Below are 240 nucleotides of genomic sequence, written 5' to 3' on the forward strand. Positions count from 1 at the left end.
CCGGCACTGACCTCCCACGAGGGCGGGGCTCCCGAGGGCTCCGGGAGGCTCGGCCTGGTCGACGCTTCGCCGGGTCAGGCGATCTTCAACGCCGCGCTGCCGAAGGGCTACCCGTTCGTGCGCGAGCAGGCCGCCAAGGGCAAGCTGTCGCAGATCGCCAACAAGCTGGCCGAGGGGAACCCCAGGGTCGGGCCGCCCGCCACGCTGGACCGCATCAAGGATGCGGGTTTCTACTGGGCG

Annotated in this window: 1 protein-coding gene; it reads left to right on the forward strand. The window is 71.7% G+C overall.

Annotation, left to right across the window (positions count from 1 at the left end):
• Nucleotides 1-240, forward strand: a 240-nt coding sequence (locus KVS71_RS18525) for a hypothetical protein (RefSeq protein ID WP_217585267.1), incomplete at both ends; no start/stop codon positions are given.

The sequence above is a fragment of the Microbacterium sp. GbtcB4 genome (assembly GCF_019091465.1).
GTDB lineage: Bacteria > Actinomycetota > Actinomycetes > Actinomycetales > Microbacteriaceae > Microbacterium > Microbacterium paraoxydans.